Annotated in this window: 15 protein-coding genes; 12 read left to right on the forward strand and 3 right to left on the reverse strand. The window is 53.3% G+C overall.

Going from position 1 to position 17371, the window contains the following annotated elements; genetic code table 11:
• Positions 1-95: 95 nt before the first annotated feature.
• Positions 96-2126: an alpha-amylase gene (gene malS / locus OGX86_RS14110; protein ID WP_286640223.1), complete on the forward strand. Its 2031-nt coding sequence runs from the start codon at positions 96-98 to the stop codon at positions 2124-2126.
• A gap of 176 nt (positions 2127-2302) precedes the next feature.
• Positions 2303-3553: a valine--pyruvate transaminase gene (gene avtA / locus OGX86_RS14115; RefSeq protein WP_079939664.1), complete on the forward strand. Its 1251-nt coding sequence runs from the start codon at positions 2303-2305 to the stop codon at positions 3551-3553.
• 34 nt (positions 3554-3587) lie between these two features.
• Here avtA and OGX86_RS14120 read toward each other — a convergent pair whose 3' ends face one another.
• Positions 3588-4061, reverse strand: a complete 474-nt coding sequence (locus OGX86_RS14120) for a 4Fe-4S dicluster domain-containing protein (protein ID WP_168978700.1) — start codon at positions 4059-4061, stop codon at positions 3588-3590.
• A gap of 105 nt (positions 4062-4166) precedes the next feature.
• The gene (gene yiaJ, locus OGX86_RS14125) at positions 4167-4982 is read right to left on the reverse strand and encodes an IclR family transcriptional regulator YiaJ (protein WP_003827359.1); all 816 of its coding nucleotides are present in this window, start codon (positions 4980-4982) and stop codon (positions 4167-4169) included.
• A 217-nt stretch (positions 4983-5199) separates the two neighbouring features.
• On the opposite strand from yiaJ, the gene yiaK reads away from it, so the two are divergent.
• The 8 genes from yiaK to araD all read left to right on the forward strand — a co-directional run bounded on the left by yiaK (position 5200) and on the right by araD (position 12780).
• Positions 5200-6198, forward strand: a complete 999-nt coding sequence (gene yiaK, locus OGX86_RS14130; RefSeq protein ID WP_003827358.1) for a 3-dehydro-L-gulonate 2-dehydrogenase — start codon at positions 5200-5202, stop codon at positions 6196-6198.
• 11 nt (positions 6199-6209) lie between these two features.
• Complete coding sequence (locus OGX86_RS14135) at positions 6210-6674, forward strand: YhcH/YjgK/YiaL family protein (RefSeq protein WP_048227302.1); 465 nt, start codon at positions 6210-6212, stop codon at positions 6672-6674.
• A 14-nt stretch (positions 6675-6688) separates the two neighbouring features.
• The gene (locus OGX86_RS14140; protein WP_213785851.1) at positions 6689-7621 is read left to right on the forward strand and encodes a DUF4862 family protein; all 933 of its coding nucleotides are present in this window, start codon (positions 6689-6691) and stop codon (positions 7619-7621) included.
• Between the two features lie 31 nt (positions 7622-7652).
• A complete protein-coding gene (locus OGX86_RS14145; RefSeq protein ID WP_003827355.1) occupies positions 7653-8972 on the forward strand; it encodes an MFS transporter in 1320 nt (439 codons plus the stop codon).
• 98 nt (positions 8973-9070) lie between these two features.
• Positions 9071-10573, forward strand: coding sequence for an FGGY-family carbohydrate kinase (locus tag OGX86_RS14150; protein ID WP_286640224.1), 1503 nt, complete (start codon positions 9071-9073; stop codon positions 10571-10573).
• Positions 10573-11235 carry a 3-keto-L-gulonate-6-phosphate decarboxylase UlaD gene (gene ulaD / locus OGX86_RS14155; RefSeq protein WP_048227376.1) on the forward strand — a complete coding sequence of 221 codons (663 nt, stop codon included), beginning with the start codon at positions 10573-10575 and terminating at the stop codon, positions 11233-11235. The genes OGX86_RS14150 and ulaD overlap by 1 nt, the downstream gene beginning before the upstream one ends.
• On the forward strand, positions 11228-12088 hold the full coding sequence (locus OGX86_RS14160; protein ID WP_103014690.1) for an L-ribulose-5-phosphate 3-epimerase: 861 nt from the start codon (positions 11228-11230) through the stop codon (positions 12086-12088). The genes ulaD and OGX86_RS14160 overlap by 8 nt, the downstream gene beginning before the upstream one ends.
• Positions 12082-12780: an L-ribulose-5-phosphate 4-epimerase gene (gene araD / locus OGX86_RS14165; RefSeq protein WP_103014689.1), complete on the forward strand. Its 699-nt coding sequence runs from the start codon at positions 12082-12084 to the stop codon at positions 12778-12780. The genes OGX86_RS14160 and araD overlap by 7 nt, the downstream gene beginning before the upstream one ends.
• Positions 12781-12857: 77 nt before the next feature.
• Here the strand turns inward: araD and OGX86_RS14170 are convergent, their stop codons facing one another.
• Positions 12858-13673 carry a helix-turn-helix domain-containing protein gene (locus tag OGX86_RS14170; protein WP_128316442.1) on the reverse strand — a complete coding sequence of 272 codons (816 nt, stop codon included), beginning with the start codon at positions 13671-13673 and terminating at the stop codon, positions 12858-12860.
• A 252-nt stretch (positions 13674-13925) separates the two neighbouring features.
• Between OGX86_RS14170 and OGX86_RS14175 the strand changes: the two genes are divergently transcribed.
• Together OGX86_RS14175 and OGX86_RS14180 are read left to right on the forward strand one after the other, a co-directional pair.
• On the forward strand, positions 13926-15326 hold the full coding sequence (locus OGX86_RS14175) for an MFS transporter (RefSeq protein WP_286640225.1): 1401 nt from the start codon (positions 13926-13928) through the stop codon (positions 15324-15326).
• Between the two features lie 10 nt (positions 15327-15336).
• On the forward strand, positions 15337-17292 hold the full coding sequence (locus tag OGX86_RS14180) for a glycoside hydrolase family 127 protein (protein WP_048227308.1): 1956 nt from the start codon (positions 15337-15339) through the stop codon (positions 17290-17292).
• Positions 17293-17371 lie beyond the last annotated feature (79 nt).

Raw genomic sequence — 17371 nt, forward strand, 5'->3', positions numbered from 1 at the left:
TCACTTCTCCTCCTGGCGGAATCGACTCAAAGGAGGAGTTTCCGGCCTGATTTCACTGGCAAACTGGCGAAAATCGCAGCACCAAGGACAGCATTATGAAACTTGCCGCCGTTGCGCTGGCGCTCATGCCCGGCATTGCCATCGCCTCATCATGGACTTCTCAGGGACTCCCCATCTTCGAAGCGGAAGGTACGGGTAAATTCGTCAGCCATGCAGCGTTGACGAAGGGTACGCGTCCTTTAATCCTAAATTTTGACCAACAGTGCTGGCAGCCTGCTGATGCGATAAAACTCAACCAGATGCTGTCGCTAAAACCGTGTGAAGGCGCCCCGCCGCAATGGCGCTTATTCAAAGACGGCGATTACACGCTGGAAGTGGATACCCGCTCCGGAACGCCAACGTTGATGCTCTCGGTAAAAAACGCAGCAGACCCTGTCACGACCCAGATTCGCCAGTGCCCGAAATGGGATGGTTCGCCGTTAACACTGGATGTGAGCCAGACCTTTCCGGAAGGTGCCGTGGTGCGTGATTTCTACAGCCAGCAAACGGCAACGGTAAAAAATGGGTCGATTACCCTACAGCCTGCCGCAGCCAGTAACGGACTGTTGCTGCTGGAACGGGCGGAAACCGATGCCCCAGCCGCTTTCGACTGGCATAACGCTACGGTGTATTTCGTCCTGACGGATCGCTTTGTAAATGGTGACCCAAGCAACGACCACAGCTACGGGCGTCGCAACGACGGCATGCAGGAAATTGGTACTTTCCATGGGGGAGATTTGCGCGGGCTCGCCAGCAAACTCGACTATCTACAACAGTTAGGCATCAACGCCCTGTGGATCAGCGCGCCGTTTGAGCAAATTCACGGCTGGGTCGGCGGTGGCACCAAAGGTGATTTCCCCCATTATGCTTACCATGGCTATTACACTCAGGACTGGACCACGCTCGACGCGAATATGGGTAATGAAGCTGACCTGCGTGCGCTGGTTGACGGCGCGCACCAGCGCGGCATTCGCATCCTGTTTGATGTCGTCATGAATCATACCGGCTACGCCACGCTGGCGGATATGCAGGAGTATCAGTTTGGGGCATTGTACTTGTCGGGCGATGAACTGAAAAACACGCTCGGTGAACGCTGGACGGACTGGAAGCCAGCCGCCGGGCAAAGCTGGCACAGCTTTAATGATTACATCAACTTCAGCGATAAAGCAGGCTGGGAAAAATGGTGGGGGAAAAACTGGATCCGCACCGATATTGGCGATTACGACAATCCGGGTTTTGACGACCTGACCATGTCACTGGCTTTCCTGCCCGATCTGAAAACCGAATCCACCACGCCTTCCGGGCTGCCAAACTTTTATTTACACAAACCAGATACGCACGCTAAAGCTATTGCTGGTTACATGCCCCGAGATTATCTGACCCACTGGCTCAGCCAGTGGGTGCGTGATTACGGGATTGACGGGTTTCGGGTCGATACCGCCAAACACGTCGAACTTCCCGCCTGGCAGCAGTTAAAAACACAGGCCAGCGCGGCGCTGGTTGAATGGAAGAAAGCGAACCCGGATAAAGCGCTGGATGACAAACCTTTCTGGATGACCGGCGAGGCCTGGGGTCACGGCGTGATGCAAAGCGACTATTACCGTCACGGCTTTGATGCGATGATCAATTTCGACTATCAGGAGCAGGCGGCAAAGGCCGTCGATTGTCTGGCAAATATGGATGTCACCTGGCAACAAATGGCTGAAAAACTACAGGATTTCAACGTCCTGAGCTATCTTTCCTCGCACGATACGCGCCTGTTCCGCGAAGGTGGAGACAAAGCCGCCGAGCTATTGCTGCTGGTGCCAGGCGCGGTACAACTCTTTTACGGCGACGAATCGGCCCGGCCCTTTGGACCAACAGGTTCAGACCCATTGCAGGGTACGCGCTCAGAAATGAACTGGCCGGATGTGGCCGGGAAATCTGCCGCCAGCGTCACTCACTGGCAGCGCATCAGTCAGTTCCGGGCCAGACATCCCGCCATCGGTGCTGGTAAACAGACCACGCTGACATTGAAGCAGGGATACGGATTTATCCGCGAGCATGGCGACGATAAGGTGATGGTGGTGTGGGCCGGTCAGCCCTGATCCCAACAGGCTTCTCGCTGTGCATACAGCGGGAAGCCCAACACAAAATAAAAAACCAGCCAGGCAAACATCTGTAGCACAAAACATCAATCTAGCTCGTCCCCCCTGATTTGCACCCTGCCATAGGTAGCGCTATGGTTAGCCACTTTACTACTCAGTTCGACAGACCCCCTGCTATGACATTCTCACTTTTTGGCGACAAATTTACCCGCCATTCAGGCATCACCCGCCTGATGGAGGACCTCAACGACGGTTTACGCACCCCAGGCGCCATCATGCTCGGCGGTGGTAATCCGGCGCAAATTCCAGAGATGCAAAATTACTTCCAGTCTCTGCTGACAGATATGCTGGCAAACGGCAAAGCCACTGATGCGCTTTGCAATTATGACGGTCCGCAAGGGAAAACCGAGCTACTGTCTGAACTGGCGAAACTGCTACGTGAGAAGCAGGGTTGGGATATCGAGCCACAAAATATTGCACTGACAAATGGCAGTCAGAGCGCGTTTTTCTACTTATTCAATTTGTTCGCCGGACGCCGCGCTGACGGAACAACGCAAAAAGTGTTATTCCCGTTAGCGCCGGAATACATTGGCTATGCCGATTCCGGGCTGGAAGAAGATCTCTTCGTCTCAGCACGTCCGAACATTGAGCTGCTACCGGAAGGCCAGTTTAAGTATCACGTTGATTTTGAACACCTGCACATCGGTGAAGAGACGGGGATGATCTGCGTGTCGCGCCCCACTAACCCAACAGGCAACGTGATCACCGATGAAGAGCTGATGAAGCTGGACCGGCTGGCCAACCAGCATGGGATCCCGCTGGTGATTGATAACGCCTATGGCGTACCGTTCCCTGGCATCATCTTTAGCGAAGCACGCCCGCTGTGGAACCCCAACATTGTGTTGTGCATGAGCCTTTCCAAGCTGGGTCTGCCAGGTTCCCGCTGCGGTATCATTATCGCGAATGAAAAAATCATCACTGCGATTACCAATATGAACGGCATCATCAGCCTTGCACCTGGCGGGATGGGACCGGCGATGATGTGCGAGATGATTAAACGTAACGATCTGCTGCGTCTGTCCGAAACGGTTATCAAGCCGTTTTACTATCAGCGCGTTCAGGAGACGATTGCGATTATTCGCCGCTACTTGTCTGAAGATCGCTGCCTTATCCATAAACCTGAAGGCGCGATTTTCCTGTGGCTATGGTTCAAAGATTTACCGATCACCACAGAACTGTTGTATCAGCGCCTGAAAGCGCGCGGCGTACTGATGGTTCCTGGTGACTACTTCTTCCCGGGGCTGGATAAACCCTGGCCGCATACCCATCAGTGCATGCGGATGAACTACGTGCCAGAGCCGGAGAAAATCGAAGCTGGCGTGAAGATTCTGGCGGAAGAGATCGAACGCGCCTGGCTGGAAGGCTAACGCAAACCCGACCCAAGTGCGGGTCGGGCTCACTTCACAGCGGCTGTGAACGCAGGCGCTGTCGCTGAATACTGACGGCATCAATACACTGCAACGCGCTGGTCGGGCAGGCCTCGACACACGCGGGCCCCGTCTCGCGATGCCAGCACAAATCGCATTTTATCGCCTGCGCCCGCGACGAACGGGCAACGACATTCATTGCCCCAAACGGGCAGGCCAGCATACAGCTTTTACAACCAATACAACGTGCCTGTTCAACGAAGATATGCCCATGTTCACGACGAATGGCGTGAGTTGGACAAACATTCGCACAGGGAGCGTCTTCGCATTGATGGCAGGCGACCGCCGTGGTAAAGACGTCGTCTTTGATGACCCGAATCCGCGGTATAAACGCAGAAGAAGAGACCGAAGCACAGTCCTGGTTTTGCTGATGCGCGACGACGCAGGCAACTTCGCAGGTACGACACCCAATACATTTTGCCGCATCCGCCATAATAAACGCGTTCATTGCCCCCTCCCTCTGCGTGAAAACCACAGAGTGCCAGAGAGACCGCCCCTGACGCTTTGATCGGACAGGGGAAACGGTTAAATTTTGTCAGGTGACTGAATAACCTTAATCGCGAACGGTAAAACCCAGCTCATTTGAAATCGCCTGCGCGGTTTCCCGTAGCGGCTTGAGTAGATTTTTTTCCCCTATCTGCTTAAGTCGCGAGGTAGATAGTGAAATTGACACCGCGTACGGCACCCGACCATGAATATCAAACACCGGCACGGCAATACAGGAAACGCCCAATTCGTTCTCTTCCCGATCCATCGCCATACTGCTTTCGCGGATCTGCGCCAATTCGTCGTACATCGCCGGTAAACCGGTAATGGTATTGCGGGTCAGCGGCTGAATAAGATCCTGATGGCTCTCCCAGTAAGATTTCACATAATCCGCATGCCCAAACGCCATGTAAATTTTACCCATCGCGGAGCAATACAGTGGCATATGTTGACCGATATAAGCGCGAGTACGCAGCATGCCCGTCGTCGGTTCCAGCTTATAAATCAGAATCGCGTGGTCATCTTCACGGCTGGAGAAGTTGATTGTTTCACCAGTAGCAATATTCAACGCTTCGAGGTGCGGCGCGGCAACATGGATGATATTCAGTGACGACAGAGCCTTCTGCCCAACGGCGATAAATTTGGTGGTCAGCCTATAGCTACCCGCAGCAGGTGCAGGCGTGACATATCCGCAGGACTGCAGCCCTTGCAGGAGTCGATGCACAGTACTTTTGTTCAGCCCGGCCAGTTCAGACAAATGGGCCAGTGGGCACCCATTCGGATAGTTACTCAGAATCTCAATCAACATCAAACCACGGAACAGGCTCTGACTTCCGGCTGGCCTCTCTTTGTCTTGCGTCATTTCACTCTCTTTTGTGCCCATCGCTTCCGCTCCCCTTTTCGTCGCGCTCTGATGGTAGCGCAAAGTGTGTTTCAGTTCACGATCTGAACCGAAAAAACACAACTATTTGATTTTGATGATTTTAAAAAATAGACCACCCCGTTGATCTGTCAAAATTTGATCGCTATATTTGAAATCAGATTTCGCATAGTGAAATTTAGAGATAAAAAAGCGATCAAATTTAAACAAGGAAACAGGAATGAAAGTCACTTTTGAGCAGTTGAAAGATGCGTTCAATCGGGTACTGCTGGCACGCGGTATTGCCGTTGAAACCGCCGATGCCTGTGCCGAAATGTTTGCGCGCACTACCGAGTCCGGCGTTTATTCGCACGGTGTGAATCGTTTTCCTCGTTTTATTCAGCAATTGGATAACGGCGACATCATTCCTGAGGCCAAACCGCAACGCATTACCAGCCTGGGGGCGATTGAACAATGGGATGCTCAGCGTTCGATCGGCAATCTGACGGCGAAAAAGATGATGGACAGAGCCATTGAGCTGGCCTCCGATCACGGTATTGGCCTGGTCGCACTGCGTAACGCCAACCACTGGATGCGCGGCGGCAGCTATGGCTGGCAGGCGGCGGAGAAAGGTTACATCGGTATCTGCTGGACTAACTCGATTGCCGTCATGCCGCCGTGGGGTTCGAAAGAGTGCCGCATTGGCACTAACCCGCTGATCGTCGCGATCCCCTCATCGCCAATCACCATGGTTGATATGTCTATGTCGATGTTCTCCTACGGCATGCTGGAAGTGAATCGCCTGGCCGGTCGCGAACTGCCGGTAGACGGTGGCTTTGATGATGAAGGCAATCTCACCAAAGAGCCGGGCGTTATCGAAAAAAACCGCCGCATATTGCCAATGGGTTACTGGAAAGGTTCGGGTCTGTCGATTGTGCTGGATATGATTGCCACCCTGCTTTCTGATGGCTCTTCCGTTGCGGAAGTCACCCAGGATAACAGCGATGAATATGGCGTTTCACAGATATTTATCGCCATTGAAGTGGATAAGCTGATCGATGGCGCCACCCGTGATGCCAAGCTACAGCGGATTATGGATTTCATCACCACCGCCGAACGCGCAGATGAAAACACGCCTGTCCGTCTGCCGGGCCACGAGTTTACGAAGCTACTGGAAGAAAATCGCCGGAACGGTATCACCGTTGACGACAGCGTCTGGGCAAAAATTCAGGCCCTGTAAGGAGCAACACCATGATCTTCGGACATATTGCTCAACCTAACCCATGCCATTTGCCTGCTGCGATTGAAAGGGCGCTCGACTTTCTGCGCATCACAGATTTTCGCAAACTGGAGCCGGGCGTGGTGGAGATCGACGGTAAAAATATCTTCGCGCAAATTATTGATTTAACCACGCGTGACGTTGCCGAAAATCGTCCTGAGGTGCATCGCCGCTATCTGGATATTCAGTTTCTGGCCTGGGGTGAAGAGAAAATCGGGATCGCCATTGATACCGGGAATAATCAAATCAGCGAATCGCTATTAGAACAGCGCGATATTATTTTTTATCACGCCAGCGAACATGAATCTTTTATTGAAATGATTCCGGGAAGTTACGCCATATTTTTCCCGCAGGATGTTCATCGTCCAGCATGTCATAAAACTGTCGCCACACCGATCCGCAAAATAGTCGTGAAGGTTGCTATTTCAGTTTTATAAAAGGAGCACAAAAAATGAAAGCTAACACTACCGGTTATATTATCGGTGCGTACCCCTGTGCACCCTCATTTCACCAAAAGAGTGAAGAGGAAGAGAAGGAATTCTGGCGACAACTCTCCGATACCCCGGATATTCGCGGACTGGAGCAGCCCTGTCTTGAACATCTGCACCCGTTAGGCGACGAATGGTTATTACGCCATACGCCGGGCGACTGGCAAATCGTGGTCACGGCCATTATGGAAACCATGCGCCGTCGCGGTATTAATGGTGGTTTCGGGCTGGCCTCCAGCGATGAAGAACAGCGTAAAGCCTGCGTGGCGTATTACCGTCATCTGCAGCAGAAAATCAACCATATCAATGCGGCCAACGGCGGAAAAGTGATTGCACTGGAGTTGCATGCTGCTCCGCTGGCGGACAACCCGAACGTCGCTCAGGCCACCGACGCGTTTGCTCGTTCGCTGAAAGAAATTACCCGCTGGGACTGGTCCTGCGATCTGGTGTTGGAACATTGCGATGCCATGACAGGCCCCGCGCCACGCAAAGGATTTTTACCGTTAGACAACGTGCTGGACGCGATAGCCGGATATGACATCAGCGTGTGCATTAACTGGGCGCGCTCGGCCATTGAAGGGCGGAGCCTCACCCTACCGCTGACCCACACGCAGCAGACCAAACGGGCTGGAAAACTGGGCGCACTGATGTTTTCCGGTACCACGCTTGCGGGGGAATACGGCGAGTGGCAGGACTTACACGCACCGTTTGCCCCTTTCTGTCCAGAAGGTCTAATGACCACAGAGCATGCCCACGAATTATTCGCCTGCGCAGGAGCAGACCCATTGCAATTTTCTGGCATTAAATTGCTGGAAATAAATGCCAGTGCAGATGTGAACCATCGTGTAGCGATATTGCGCGACGGTATCGCCGCATTAAATAAAGCAAAACTATAAAAATAAAATACTACTCTACGAGAATATTAATATGAACATGACCTCTCGCCCTACACTTCAAGACATACCCCGTCAGCGCTGGCTACGGATTATTCCACCTATTCTTATCGCCTGTATTATTTCTTATATGGACCGCGTCAATATCGCATTCGCGATGCCCGGCGGAATGGATGAAGAATTAGGTATTTCCGCCACCATGGCCGGTCTGGCCGGTGGTATTTTCTTTATCGGTTATCTGTTTTTACAGGTTCCCGGCGGAAAAATTGCCGTACACGGCAGCGGCAAGAAATTTATCGGCTGGTCGCTGGTTGCCTGGGCGGTTATTTCCGTTCTGACGGGATTAATCACGAATCAGTATCAACTGCTGGTTTTGCGTTTCTTACTCGGTGTTGCTGAAGGCGGCATGCTGCCGGTCGTGCTGACGATGATCAGCAACTGGTTCCCCGACGCCGAGCGCGGTCGCGCCAATGCGATTGTGATTATGTTTGTGCCGATTGCCGGGATCATTACCGCCCCGCTCTCGGGCTGGATCATCACCGTACTCGACTGGCGTTGGCTGTTTATCATTGAAGGCTTACTGTCTGTCGTCGTCCTGGTGCTGTGGGCCTATACCGTTTACGACCGTCCGCAGGAAGCACGCTGGATCTCTGAGGCGGAGAAAAATTACCTGGTAGAAACCCTGGCCGCCGAGCAAAAAGCCATTGCCGGAACAGAGGTCAAAAATGCCTCTCTGAGTGCGGTACTTTCCGATAAAACCATGTGGCAGCTAATCGCGCTGAACTTCTTCTATCAGACCGGGATTTACGGTTACACCCTGTGGCTGCCGACCATCCTCAAAGAGTTGACTCACAGCAGCATGGGACAGGTCGGCATGCTCGCCATTCTGCCATACGTCGGCGCAATTGCCGGGATGTTCCTGTTCTCTTCACTCTCTGACCGCACCGGTAAACGCAAGTTGTTCGTCTGCCTACCGCTGATTGGCTTCGCCTTGTGCATGTTCCTCTCTGTGGCGCTGAAAAATAACGTCTGGCTGGCTTATGCCGCGCTGGTCGGCTGCGGATTCTTCCTGCAATCGGCGGCGGGCGTGTTCTGGACTATTCCAGCACGTTTGTTCAGTGCGGAAATGGCCGGTGGCGCACGTGGGGTCATCAACGCTCTCGGCAACCTCGGTGGTTTCTGCGGCCCTTACGCGGTCGGCGTTCTCATCACCCTGTACAGCAAAGATGCGGGCGTTTATTGCCTGGCAATTTCACTGGCTCTGGCCGCGCTGATGGCCCTGTTGCTGCCAGCTAAATGCGATGCAGGTGCCGCGCCGCTAAAGACGCTGAATCCACATAAACGTACAGCTTAAAACAATGCCCGGTGGCGCTTCGCTTACCGGGCCTACAGGTAGCAACCGTCGTAGGCCGGATAAGCGCAGCGCCATCCGGCAAAAATGAGATAACAAAGATGAGTGAGAAAGCGACCTTCTGGCTGGGTATTGATTGTGGCGGTACATATCTGAAAGCGGGTTTGTATGATGCCAAAGGTCATGAGCAGGGAATTAACCGGCAATCGCTGCAGACAATATCGCCATTTCCAGGTTACGCCGAACGCGATATGCACCAACTGTGGCAACAGTGCGTCGCGACCATCGCCGGGCTGTTAAAGCGCACAGGCGTGTGCGGTGAGCAAATCAAAGGCGTCGGTATATCCGCTCAGGGCAAAGGTCTGTTCCTTCTCGATAAACAAGATAAGCCGCTAGGCAATGCCATTCTCTCTTCTGACCGACGCGCGATGGAAATCGTTCAGCGCTGGCAGCAGGATGGGATACCTGAGCAGCTCTACCCGATCACCCGCCAGACATTGTGGACCGGGCATCCGGCATCGCTCCTGCGCTGGGTGAAAGAGAACGCCCCCCAGCGCTACGCGCAAATTGGTAGCGTCATGATGGGTCATGACTACCTGCGCTGGTGCTTAACCGGCGCCAAAGGCTGTGAAGAGAGCAATATCTCCGAGTCGAACCTCTACAACATGACCACGGGTCAGTACGACCCGAGGCTGACTCAGTGGCTGGGCATCAGTGAAATCGACAATGCCCTGCCCCCCATCGTTGGTTCAGCAGAAATATGCGGGGAAATCACCGCTCAGACAGCCGCCATAACCGGTCTGGCGGCGGGTACCCCCGTCGTCGGCGGACTGTTTGATGTGGTTTCCACCGCACTCTGCGCCGGTATCGAAGATGAACGCACCCTCAACGCGGTGATGGGTACCTGGGCCGTCACCAGCGGGATCGCTCACGGCCTGCGCGACCACGAGCCCCATCCCTATGTCTATGGTCGCTATGTAAATGACGGGCAGTACATCGTTCATGAAGCCAGCCCGACTTCTTCAGGCAATCTGGAATGGTTTACCGCCCAGTGGGGCGAACTCTCTTTTGATGAGATTAATCAGGCCGTTGCCAGCTTACCGAAAGCCGGTAGCGAGCTTTTGTTTCTGCCCTTTTTGTACGGCAGCAACGCCGGACTGGAGATGACCAGCGGCTTTTATGGCATGCAGGCTATACACACTCGTGCCCACTTATTACAGGCCATCTACGAAGGCGTGGTTTTCAGCCATATGACCCACCTGAACCGCATGCGCGAACGTTTTACGCAGGCACATACCCTGCGCGTCACCGGAGGTCCGGCCCACTCCGACATCTGGATGCAAATGCTGGCGGACGTCAGCGGTTTACGTATCGAATTGCCACAGATTGAAGAGACCGGCTGCTTTGGCGCTGCGCTCGCCGCCCGCGTAGGCACCGGTGTTTATCACAATTTCAGTGACGCGCAGCGCAGCTTACAGCACCCGGTTCGCATACTGCTGCCAGACGCTACGGCGCATGCGAGCTACCAGCGTAAATACCGCCAATACCAGAATTTAATTACCGCACTACAGGGCTATCACGCCCGCATTAAGGAGCACGAATGATGAGTCGACCATTACTGCAACTGGCGCTCGACCACACCAACCTGCAGGCGGCCCAACACGATGTCGCACTGCTACAAGAAAGCGTTGATATCGTTGAGGCAGGGACGATTCTCTGCTTAACCGAAGGCCTGGCTGCCGTGAAAGCGCTGCGTACCCAGTGTCCAAATAAAATCATCGTTGCCGACTGGAAGGTAGCCGATGCGGGCGAAACCCTCGCACAGCAAGCGTTTGGCGCTGGCGCTAATTGGATGACTATCATCTGCGCTGCCCCACTGGCGACGGTAGAGAAAGGCCATGGCGTCGCGCAGTCCTGTGGCGGCGAAATTCAGATGGAACTGTTCGGCAACTGGACGCTGGATGATGCCCGTGACTGGTATCGCGTTGGGGTTCGCCAGGCAATTTACCATCGTGGCCGCGATGCTCAGGCCAGCGGACAACAATGGGGAGAAGCTGATCTGGCGCGCATGAAAGCGCTTTCCGATATCGGTCTGGAGTTGTCGATTACCGGCGGGATTACGCCCGCCGACCTGCCACTGTTTCGCGATATCAACGTCAAAGCCTTTATCGCCGGACGCGCGCTGGCTGGGGCGCAAAACCCAACGCAGGTTGCCGCTGAATTCCATACGCAAATCGATGCTATCTGGGGAGCACAGTATGCGTAATCATCCGTTAGGTATCTATGAAAAAGCGCTGGCGAAAGACCTCTCCTGGCCGGAGCGTCTGGTGCTGGCGAAAAGCTGTGGTTTTGATTTCGTCGAGATGTCAGTGGATGAAACCGATGAACGGCTGTCGCGTCTTGAGTGGAGTCCTGCTCAGCGTGCATCGCTGGTGAGCGCAATGTTAGAAACCGGCGTGGCAATCCCCTCAATGTGCCTGTCCGCCCACCGTCGGTTTCCCTTTGGCAGTCGCGATGAATCAGTCCGTGTTCGGGCACGCGACATCATGACCAAAGCCATTCGTCTGGCGCGCGATCTCGGTATTCGCACTATTCAACTGGCAGGTTACGACGTCTATTACGAGGAACATGACGCAGGTACGCAGCAGCGTTTTGCCGAAGGGCTGGCATGGGCAGTCGAGCAAGCCGCCGCCGCGCAGGTCATGCTGGCGGTAGAAATCATGGATACCGCTTTTATGAACTCAATTAGCAAGTGGAAAAAGTGGGATGAAATGCTGTCATCGCCGTGGTTCACCGTCTACCCGGATGTGGGCAACCTCAGCGCATGGGGTAATGACGTCACTGCCGAACTGACGCTGGGCATCGACCGTATCGCCGCTATCCATCTGAAAGACACACTGCCAGTAACCGAAACCCATCCGGGCCAGTTTCGCGATGTGCCCTTTGGCGAAGGGTGCGTGGACTTTGTTGGTATCTTCAAAACGCTGCATGAGCTGAACTATCGCGGGTCGTTTCTGATTGAAATGTGGACTGAAAAAGCAAAAGAGCCGGTACTGGAAATAATCCAGGCACGACGCTGGATAGAAGCACGTATGCAGGAAGGAGGATTTCCATGTTAGAACAACTGAAGGCCGAGGTGCTGGCGGCCAATCTGGCGCTTCCGGCTCATGGTTTAGTCACCTTTACCTGGGGTAACGTCAGCGCTGTGGATGAAACGCGTAAGCTGATGGTGATTAAGCCGTCCGGCGTGGAATATGACGTGATGACCGCCGACGATATGGTAGTGGTGGATATTGCCAGCGGCAACGTGGTTGAAGGCAGTAAAAAACCCTCCTCAGACACACCAACCCATCTAGCGCTGTACCGCCGCTACAATGAGATCGGTGGGATCGTCCATACTCACTCACGCCACGCGACGATCTGGTCGCAGGCGGGTCTTGATCTCCCGGCATGGGGCACCACGCATGCCGATTATTTCTATGGTTCTATTCCGTGTACCCGGCTGATGACCGTTGAGGAAATCAATGGTGAATATGAATATCAAACCGGTGAAGTGATCATTCAGACCTTTGAACAACGCGATCTCAATCCGCTGCAGGTTCCGGCAGTGTTAGTGCATTCACACGGTCCGTTTGCCTGGGGTAAAGATGCCGCAGATGCCGTACATAACGCAGTGGTACTCGAAGAATGCGCCTACATGGGGCTTTTCTCGCGCCAGCTGGCCCCACAGTTACCGGATATGCAGCCTGAGTTACTGGATAAACACTATCTGCGTAAACACGGTGTGAATGCGTATTACGGGCAAAATTAACGTCCGGCGGCGCTGTGCTTGCACTGGTCTGTCATTTTGTAGGCCGGGTAAGCATAGCGCCACCCGGCGATCCTCATTTACGCCGAATTAATATGCTCTTTGCAGTAGCGCCGTTTCCACGCCGCAGGCGTCAGGCTGGTATGCTTACGAAAGATTTTGCGAAAGTAACCCACATCATTAAATCCACATTTAATCGCCACTTCGGTAAGTGACAGCGAGTCACTGATCAACAACTTTTCCGCTGCCCTTACCCGCTGGCGATGCAATGCTTCAGTTAGCGTCAGCCGGAAAGCGCTACGAAATACACGCCCCAGATAATCCGCATTGCAATGCAGCTCTTTCGCCAGAGTTGAAGCACTAATCGGCAGGTGGAACTGGGTGTGGATTATTTGTTGCGCTTTCCATGCCAGCGCATTACCGGGGCTATCTGCGGGTTGCTCGCTAGCCGCCGCGGAGATTTGCTGCAAAATCAGCAGTAGGATCAGTTCCAGCGCAACGCTGCGATGAATATTTTCCTGCTCGCGTAAGAACTGGCGAAACAGCGAAATAATATATTGTGGCTCGTTAACCCGCGCATGCTGAGGAATCGCAAGCAACGGTTCTGTAAGTGAAGCATCGTTTTCTGCTGTCACCTCAAAGTGTAGCCAGTAAAATTTCAAATCAGCCGGAAATTGCCCGACGCCAATATGCAAACGCTGCGGCCATAGCAGCAAACTTTCTCCAGCATTCACGCAAAAAACGGTCTGGCCTTCGCGAATCGTTAATGTCCCTTTTTCGACAAAGATGATTTCCCAGGATTGCAATTGCCGCGCCGGATGGCTTCCCACACCTCGGGAAATAAATAGCCCACCATTTTGCACTTTAATCGGAAGAGACATGGATAATTCGAGCATATATATTCAAATTCCCGCTTTTTACATTATTTAAACTGCTCTTTATTATTGATTATTCACGATAAACTTGCTTTTCGCTGGATCGAAATCACATTTTTATAATGAAGTCGGAATTGTCATCTTTTTATACTTTTCTCTTCCCTTGTTGACCCAAAAATTTCGTGCAGAATAAATAACGTACTTTGCAAATTACAAACAAATAACCCGCAACGTAGCGGGATACTTTCTGAACATCCTCTCCGGGAGTTATTTATGACTTCGGCTCCGATTACGACATCTGATTTGGCACAGCGTGCCCAGGACGACAAATTATCCCTGCGTGAAAAAATAGGTTATGGGTTAGGCGATGCAGGCGGGACGGTAATTACCTGTCTGATCATGAACTTCCTGACATTTTTCTACACCGATGTCTTCGGGTTAACGCCCGCGCTGGTCGGCACATTGTTTATTGCCCTGCGCGTGTTTGATGCGATTTCCGACCCCATCATGGGCGTTCTCGCCGATCGGACACAAAGCCGCTGGGGACGCTTTCGCCCCTGGCAGCTGTGGGTGGCAATTCCCATTGGCATCATTGGCGTACTCACGTTTACCGTCCCTGACGCCAGCATGAGCGTAAAAATCGCCTGGGCATTCGGCACCTATCTACTACTCTCTGTCGGCTATACCGCCATCAACGTACCGTATTGTGCGCTGATCAACACCATGACGACCCGCCATAACGAGGTGATCGCCTGTCAGTCCTGGCGCTTTGTGCTGTGCGGCGTGGCGGGATTCCTTGTCTCCGTTGGTCTGCCGTGGATGGTGGATATTCTGGGTCAGGGCAATGCCGCGCAGGGTTATCAATTCGGCGTGGGCATCCTGTGCGCCATCGCTGTGGTGATGTTCCTGTGCTGCTTCTTCTGGGTTCGCGAGCGTGTGCCGCTGGCGATGATGGGGAAATTTACCCTGCGTGAACACATTGGTGGGCTACGCAAAAATGACCAGTTGCTGCTGATGCTGGTGATGTCCTTCCTGCTGATTAACGTCTTCAATATTCGTGGCGGCGGGTACATGTATTTCATTACCTACGTGCTGGAAGGCAGTACAGCTTACACGTCGCTGTTTTTCACCATGGTGACCTTTGCGTCCATCATCGGTTCAGTGGTTGTCAGCCCGCTGACCCGCCGTATAGATACCGTCAAACTCTATTACTACACCAACCTGGTGCTGGCAGCCCTGGCAGTGATGATGTGGTTCATGCCGACCGGTCCGGCTTATCAAACATTATGGCTGGCGGTTATTCTCGGCAACGGCATTATTCTGGGCTTTACGCTGCCTCTGCACTTCTCGCTGATGGCCTTTGCCGACGATTACGGCGAGTGGAAAACCGGCGTGCGTTCTTCCGGCATGAATTTCGCCTTCAACCTGTTTTTCATCAAGCTGGCCTGGGCCTCAAGTGCGGGGATCATCAGCCTGTTATTTATTTTTGTCGCCTATCAGCCAGGCGCTGGTAACCAAACCGCCAGTTCGCTGCAAGGAATTACCGCGATGGAGACGCTACTTCCCGCACTGTTCCACCTGCTGTTGGCGCTGTCTATCCGCATCTGCAAACTCAATAATCCGATGATGTCGCGCATTGCCACCGATCTGCGTCAGCGTCATGTACAGCCTTAAGGAGCACGAAATGAACGTACTGGAAGTCGACCTGCATAAGCTCACCGTCAGCGATCCGTTCCTCGGACAATATCAGCAGTTGGTGCGTGACGTAGTGATCCCCTACCAGTGGGATGCACTGAATGACCGCATTGCAGAGGCGGAACCAAGTCATGCGATAGAGAACTTTCGTATCGCCGCAGGACTGCAGGATGGCGAATTTTACGGCATGGTTTTTCAGGATAGCGACGTAGCGAAATGGCTGGAGGCAGTCGCCTGGTCCCTGTGCCAGAAACCTGATGCGGAACTTGAGAAAACCGCAGATGAGGTCATCGAGTTGGTGGCCGCTGCGCAGTGTGAAGACGGCTATCTCAATACATACTTTACAGTGAAAGCCCCGGATGAACGCTGGACTAACCTCGCCGAGTGTCATGAGTTGTACTGTGCAGGTCATTTGATCGAAGCAGGCGTCGCGTTCTTTCAGGCGACGGGAAAACGTCGTCTTTTAGATGTCGTGTGCCGTCTGGCAGACCACATCGACAACATTTTCGGGCTCGGAGAGAATCAACTGCGCGGCTATCCGGGACATCCGGAAATTGAGCTGGCGTTAATGCGCTTATACGAAGTGACCCAGCAACCACGCTATATGGCGCTGGTAAATTACTTTGTGGAACAGCGCGGCGCGCAACCCCATTTCTATGACGAAGAGTACGAAAAGCGCGGCCAAACCTCTTACTGGCATACTTACGGCCCGGCATGGATGGTGAAGGATAAACCCTATAGCCAGGCTCATCAGCCCATTTCAGAACAGCAAACGGCGATCGGTCATGCAGTACGTTTTGTTTATCTGATGACCGGCGTGGCGCATCTGGCACGCTTGAGTCAGGACGAAGGCAAACGTCAGGATTGCCTGCGTCTGTGGAAAAACATGGCCCAGCGTCAGTTGTACATTACCGGCGGGATCGGTTCACAAAGCAGCGGCGAGGCGTTTAGCAGCGATTACGATCTGCCTAACGACTCCGTGTATGCGGAAAGCTGCGCCTCAATCGGTCTAATGATGTTCGCCCGCAGAATGCTGGAGATGGAGGCAGACAGCCAGTATGCCGACGTGATGGAGCGCGCCCTGTATAACACTGTATTGGGCGGGATGGCGCTCGATGGCAAGCACTTCTTCTATGTGAACCCGTTGGAAGTACATCCTAACTCATTAAAATTCAATCATATTTATGATCACGTGAAACCCGTTCGTCAGCGCTGGTTTGGCTGCGCCTGTTGCCCGCCGAATATCGCCCGCGTACTCACCTCTATTGGTCATTACATCTACACACCACGTCAGGACGCGCTATATATCAATATGTACGTGGGCAATAGCATGGAAGTCCCGGTGGCTGATGGCTCGCTCAAGCTGCGCATTAGCGGGGATTATCCATGGCATGAACAGGTGAAAATCGCCATCGAATCACCGCAGTCGATATATCACACCCTGGCCCTGCGCCTGCCAGACTGGTGCACCGCACCGCAGGTTTTACTGAATGGTCAGCCAGTTGAGCAGGATATTCGTAAAGGCTATTTACACATCAGCCGAACCTGGCAGGAAGGCGATACGCTCAGTCTGACCCTGCCAATGCCGGTGCGTCGGGTATACGGAAATCCATTAGTGCGTCATGTCGCCGGTAAGGTCGCCATTCAGCGTGGACCGCTGGTGTATTGCCTGGAGCAGGCCGACAACGGTGAGGAATTGCATAACCTGTGGTTGCCAAAAGAGAGTGAGTTCAGAGTATTCGAGGGTAAGGGATTGTTCAGCCATAAAATGTTAATTCAGGCTGAAGGCGTGAAGCAAAGTAATGCCGATGCAGCACAACAATCGTTGTGGCACTACGATGTTTCCCCAGCTTCGCGCCAGGCGCATACATTGACGTTTATTCCGTGGTTTAGCTGGGCGAACCGTGGTGAAGGCGAAATGCGTATCTGGATAAACGAGCAGTAATAATAAGGCGGATGGCGGCGGTTAGCCCCCATCCGTCAATGTCTCATGAAAAGATTGCCCTCCTCCCTGAGGACAAACG

The sequence above is a fragment of the Citrobacter sp. Cpo040 genome (assembly GCF_030332915.1).
Taxonomy (GTDB): Bacteria; Pseudomonadota; Gammaproteobacteria; order Enterobacterales; family Enterobacteriaceae; genus Citrobacter; species Citrobacter portucalensis.